The organism is Streptomyces sp. NWU339, assembly GCF_003143855.1.
Classification (GTDB): domain Bacteria; phylum Actinomycetota; class Actinomycetes; order Streptomycetales; family Streptomycetaceae; genus Streptomyces.
In genome coordinates this window covers 1-5,546 of record NZ_QFRK01000139.1, presented here as the reverse complement: position 1 = coordinate 5,546, position 5,546 = coordinate 1, and the positions used below count along the sequence as shown (strand labels likewise).

Genomic DNA, 5,546 nt, shown 5'->3' with positions numbered 1-5,546 from the left:
ACSSRCCASGCCCCGGCGGCGTCCGCGAGCARACCACCCGCGAMCGCTGGCACAAGRTCCACGACCTGCTCGGCCAGGGCGTCGGCCTGCTCGACTGCTCCCGCCGCCTGGGCCTGGCCCTGAACACCGTCAAACGCTACGCCCGCATCCCCGAGCCGACCATGCTGCGCATCGCCCCCCCAGTACCGACCCACCCTGGTCGATCCCTACCGCGGCCACCTGCGCACAAGGCGCGCRGCCGATCCCGGCGTGCCCGTCCTCCWCCTGTTCCGCGAGATCAAGKAACAGGGCTACACCGGAAGCCTCARCCTGCTCTACCGCTACCTCAACCAGGGCCGCGCCGAAGGCGACCGCCCGGTGACCACCCCACGCCGCGCCACCCGGCTCCTGCTCACCCACCCCGACCACCTGCGCACCAAGGAGACCGCCCTCCTGGCGGCCCTCACCGCCGCGTGCCCCGAAATGACCAAACTCGCCCAATTCGTCCGCGACTTCGTCGAGCTGCTGACCCCCGCCGCGGGCAACGACGCCCGGCTCACCGAGTGGATCAACGCAGTCCGCGCCGCTGACCTGCCTCACCTGCAGAGCTTTTGCAACGGCCTCGAACTCGACCGCGCCGCCGTGAACGCCGGCCTCACCCTGCCCCACCACAACGGCCGCACCGAAGGCGTCAACACCCGCACCAAGAAGATCATGCGCCAGATGCCCGGTCGTGCCGGATTCGACCTCCTCCGTCACCGCATCCTCCTCCCATAGCGAGGACGCAACGTTACCACCGACTACGGAACAGAGCCGTTAAATTGGACCTGCCTCACATGCGGTGGTGACGGTAAGTAGTTGCCGTGGCTGGTAGTGACACTCCCAGCCCAGCACGGGTGACGCGACCGTCAGCGCCGTGCTCGCCCTGCTCGATGGCACGTCTGCGGCTGCTCTCCATGAAGCTCGGACCAGGCACATCAGTGATGACACGCTGTCACCACCGAATGTGAGACAGGGCCGTTAAATTGACACATCCCTGAGCCAGTGCGGTACGACGGACAGCCCCGCCGGCAGGGCTGTCCCGTGCCACCCCCCGGTGCAGTGCGCCATTCGGGTGCATGCGCCGCTCGTTCGCAGTGCGGCTCCGTCTCCGGTGTTACATTCCTCGCCCGTGGGCTCAGGTGATTCTCACCCGTGGCCGTTCCGGAACGGACGGCGGTGCCGGAACCGGCGTTCCACCGCCGTCGGACACCGAGACCACCGCGACCCCCAGTCGGACACGAGGGTGGATCCCGTGCTCAAAGTCAGCGTCGTCGTCCCCGTCCACAACGCGGGCTCCTACATCGACAAGTGCGCGCAGAGCCTGCTCGAGCAGAGCATCGGCCGCGACGCCTACGAGGTCGTGTACGTCGACGACGGCTCGACCGACGACTCGGCCGAACGCCTGGACCGGCTCGCGGCCCTGCACCCCCACGTGCGGGTGCATCGCCAGGAGAACTCCGGCTGGCCGGGGAAGCCGAGGAACGTCGGGGTGCGGCTGAGTCGGGGCGAGTACGTCCAGTTCGTCGACCAGGACGACGAACTGGGCCACGAGGCGCTGGAACGGCTCTACGACCTGGGCAGACGCAACGGATCGGACATCGTCCTCGGCAAACCGGCGGGCACCATGGCACGGCCCAGCAATGTCTTCGCCCGCACGGTCGACCGCTGCACCGTGGACGACCACCCGCTGTTCGAGAGCCTGACGCCCCACAAGATGTTCCGCCGCGCTTTCCTCCTGGACCACGGCGTCAGATTCCCGGAGGGCCGGTGCCGGCTCGAAGACCAGGTGTTCATGGCGCACGCGTACGCGGTGGCGCGGTGCGTCTCGGTCCTGGGCGACTACCCCTGCTACTACTGGATGCGCCGGGAGGACGGCGGGAACACCAGCAGCAGGCAGCTCGTCGTCGACGAGTACTTCGGCTGGCTGCGCAAGGTCGTGCAGACCGTCAAGGCGCACACCCCGCCCGGCCCGATGCAGGACGCGATGCTCCGCCGGACCTACCGGGTGGAGATCCTCCGGCACGTGAGCGAGCCCTACGTGCTGAGCGGCCACGGTCAGATCCAGGAGCGGTTCGAGGCGGTACGGCGGCTGGTGCTCGAGGAGTTCCCGCCGTCCGTCCGGGAAGGGTTTCCGGCAGTGACGCGGCTGCGGGCCCGTCTGCTGGAGGAGGGCCGCCTCGACGCCCTGTCGCTGCTGGCCCGCCGCATCCGCCAGGTGAAGCCCCTCGCGGAACTCGGCCGGCCCCGCTGGCACGACGGCGCGCTCACCGCCCCGGTGCGGATGCACCTGGCCCACCAGGACGACAGAGCGGTGACCCTCCTGGAACGCGGGGGGCGCCTGGTGCTCGATCCGGCGCTGACCGAGGGGATCGCCGGAGCCGGGGAGTGGGCGGTCGGCGATCACCTGACCGCCGCCTACGGGGAGATCCAGCTCTCCCACCGCGGACAGCACGTCGGCTGGTTCCCCGCGTCGGATCTCACCGTGCGGCTCGAGAACGGCAAGGGCGGCCGGCGGCCCGTGGTGGCCGGGACGATGCGGATCGATCCGCTCACCGCGGCCGGCGGCGGCCCCCTGGACCGTGGCGTCCACGACGTGTCCGCGTACTTCCAGGTCCTCGGTGTCGGCCGCAGCGTCGCGCTGCGGGGGGACCTGGAGAGCCGGCCCCTGGGCGGGCAGGCCGTGCGGCTCGGGACGCCCTCGCGCGCGGTCATCCCGTACTGGACCGCCGGCCGCCAGCTGGCGCTCGACGTCGGCGAGTTCTACCACCGTCTGGACGCGGTTCCGCCGCGGACGGGGCTGCGGGAGCTGATCCGCGTCCCGGCACACGTGTGGGAGCCCTTCACGAAGGCCCTGCACCGGGTGCGCTAGTGAGGCACGGGTGTGTCAACTTAACGGCCCTGTCTCACATTCGGTGGTGACAGAACGTCATCGCTAATGTGCCTGGTCCGAGCTCCGAGGAGAGCAGTCGCAGACGCGCCGTCGAGCGGGACGAGCACAGTGTCGACGGTCGCGTCACCCGTGCTGGCCTGGGAGTGTTACTACCGGCCACGGCAACTACTTACCGTCACCATCGCATGTGAGACAGGGCCGTTGATTAGCCACTCCCCTCACAGGGGACATGACCTCCGGCAAAGCCAGGCCGGTCAGAACGGGATCCTCGTAGGCCCGCCTGATTGCGGAGTGCGTCAGCCGGCTACGGCTCGACGACGACGTTCTCCGCCTGAGGGCCCTTCGGACCCTGGGTGACGTCGTAGGAGACGCGGTCGTCTTCGTGCAGTTCCTTGAAGCCGGTGGCCTGGATGGCTGAGAAGTGGACGAATACGTCCGGACCGCCGCCGTCCTGCTGGATGAAGCCGAAGCCCTTGTCCGCGTTGAACCACTTCACCTTGCCAGTCGCCATGCTGCTCTCCTCCAATGGGTTCCGGGTACGTGGGAGCGCTTTCGGTAGCGCCCTGAACAGCATTCGCAGCACACAGTATGCATTCAGCAACGTTGTGCGACGTCAAGATCGAGTCGTCATTGCCCCCGGGTCGCCTCCGGGCAGGGTTCTGCACCATGGCGAGCACGCAGCAAGCAGCGCCCGGAAGGCGCAGAAGGCGCCGCGGTCGGCCACGACTCCCCGAGGCCGCCGCCGGGTGACGCGCTTCGAACCCTCGCGGACCACGGCCCGCCCGCAACCACCAGCGCCTCCACTCCTGCGCGCACGCAGCGGCCAGACGGCGAGAGGCGAGAACGCGGCCGGAGGAGAAACCGCTGGCGCGTTCTCCTCCGGCCGCACGGAAGGGGCATCATCCGTCGATGCCCGTGATGGTTATCACCGTGCAAGGGCGGGACCACTCTTACGCGCCCTCGGACGACTCCTCGCCCTCGGCCGCCGGCGCCTCTGCCTCCTCCGTCTCCGGTTCGGCCGCCGGCTCCTCACCTTCCGCCGGGGCTGCTTCGGCTTCCGCGGTCTCGCCGGCCGCGGGCGCCTCTGCCTCCTCCGTCTCCGGTTCGGCCGCCGGCTCCTCACCTTCCGCCGGGGCTGCTTCGGCTTCCGCGGTCTCGCCGGCCGCGGGCGCCTCTGCCTCCTCCGTCTCCGGTTCGGCCGCCGGCTCCTCACCTTCGGACGGGGTCATCGCGGGTTCCTGGGGCGCCTGTTCGGTGTCGTTCATGTGTTCACCTCCTTCCTGCGGTGCGCAGTTGGGGAGTGCTGGCGTGGGTCGCCTGGAGTCACCGAGATCAGGCAACATGCATTTTTGCGCTTTACAGCTTTTGTCCTATTCCTTGAGAATGTGGATGTCAATGGGCCCCGGGGTGAGAGGTCCAGGCTCGAACACGAGGCGATGGCGGCGTACCGCGTGGCTCCCTGTGGGCGTCGGTTGAACTCGGCCGCCGGCGAGACCCCTTGGCTGGTGGGAACAGGTCAGCGCAGCGGGCTCTTGCGCGATGTGGGGGCTCGCTGAAGTCCGCAATCGCCGGCACCACGGTGTGGGCGTTCGTCCGCCGCCCTGACGGCGGCCGTGGCAAGCGGCTCTGATCCACTTCTGGTGGCCCCGCAGGGGGAATCTCGCTTGTCCCCCGTGGAGCCGGTCAGAGGCCGGTGTCTTGCCCTGCGGTGCGCAGGGTCGACGGTGTCGATGTCGTGGGTGATGCGGTAGTCCAGGGCGCGCAGCAGGTCGCTGACGCGGCCGCCGGGCCGGACAGCCAGTCGTCACCTGGCCCGCAGCCCTGAGCAGAACCTGGGCAAGCCCGGGTGGGTAGCCAGGGCGTGTTGTCGGCCGAAGATGCCGCCACCGGAGCTGCCATCACTGTTCGACGGTTCACTCGGTGGGGTTGGCGGTGCGAACCCGCTGCACGGGGACCTCTCACAAGGGCCGTCCACGTCAAGGCGGAAGCGGTGAGTGCGGGACACGGCACACCTGCCAGGTTCCCGAGGACGGCTCGTGTCTCCGGCATGAGCGGCGCCTCACGGCAGCGCGGGCTCGTAACGCCGAAAACAGTTCACTCTTCGCAAGTGGGGGAAAATATCTCATGCGGGGACTCCGGCGAGGGAGTGTTCCCATGGTGAGGAAGTCCACCGAAGGCCGCGGGGAGACCGCCCCTGGTCTTCCCGTCCAGCGGCGGGGGCGCGACGAGACGGCCGAAGAGCGTGCGGACCGGATGTGGGCCGATCTGCTGCAAGAGCTACGGGTGGCTCAGACCGGTGTGCAAATCCTCTTCGGTTTCCTGCTCATCACCGTCTTCCAGCCCGCCTTCACCGGCCTCGGCGGCACCGACCGGGCCCTCTACGTCGCCGCGGTCACCCTGGGGGCGGCCAGTGCCGGGGCTCTCATCGGCCCGGCCTCCCTGCACCGGATCGTCGTCGGCCGCCGCATCAAGCCCCAGACCGTAAGGCTCGCCTCCCGCATGGCCAAGGCCGGCCTRATGCTGCTCGCGGTGACCACCGTCCTGACCCTGCTCCTGKTGCTGCGGGTGGCTCTCGASGACACGCTCGCCGCCTGGCTGACCGCCGCCATCGGCGTCTGGCTGATCGCCATATGGT

General features: G+C 69.2%; 4 protein-coding genes and 1 pseudogene. 3 read left to right on the top strand and 2 right to left on the bottom strand.

Features of this window, described 5'->3' with window-relative positions; genetic code table 11:
- A pseudogene (locus DIZ27_RS44285) lies at positions 1 to 756 on the top strand (transposase); the annotation flags it as partial.
- 517 nt (positions 757 to 1,273) lie between these two features.
- The gene (locus tag DIZ27_RS44280; RefSeq protein ID WP_109383896.1) at positions 1,274 to 2,890 is read left to right on the top strand and encodes a glycosyltransferase family A protein; all 1,617 of its coding nucleotides are present in this window, start codon (positions 1,274 to 1,276) and stop codon (positions 2,888 to 2,890) included.
- A gap of 325 nt (positions 2,891 to 3,215) precedes the next feature.
- On the opposite strand, the gene DIZ27_RS44275 is transcribed toward DIZ27_RS44280, so the two are convergent.
- Positions 3,216 to 3,422, bottom strand: a complete 207-nt coding sequence (locus DIZ27_RS44275) for a cold-shock protein (RefSeq protein WP_109383895.1) — start codon at positions 3,420 to 3,422, stop codon at positions 3,216 to 3,218.
- A 439-nt stretch (positions 3,423 to 3,861) separates the two neighbouring features.
- On the bottom strand, positions 3,862 to 4,176 hold the full coding sequence (locus tag DIZ27_RS44270) for a hypothetical protein (RefSeq protein WP_109383894.1): 315 nt from the start codon (positions 4,174 to 4,176) through the stop codon (positions 3,862 to 3,864).
- Between the two features lie 889 nt (positions 4,177 to 5,065).
- Here DIZ27_RS44270 and DIZ27_RS44265 point away from each other — a divergent pair.
- On the top strand, positions 5,066 to 5,546 hold a 481-nt coding region (locus tag DIZ27_RS44265; RefSeq protein ID WP_109383893.1), incomplete at its 3' end, for a DUF6328 family protein.

What these genes read in the sequence shown, in the direction of transcription:
- DIZ27_RS44270 (WP_109383894.1), bottom strand. Translation starts at nt 4,176, where the DNA reads ATGAACGACACCGAACAGGCGCCCCAGGAACCCGCGATGACCCCGTCC.
- DIZ27_RS44275 (WP_109383895.1), bottom strand. Translation starts at nt 3,422, where the DNA reads ATGGCGACTGGCAAGGTGAAGTGGTTCAACGCGGACAAGGGCTTCGGC.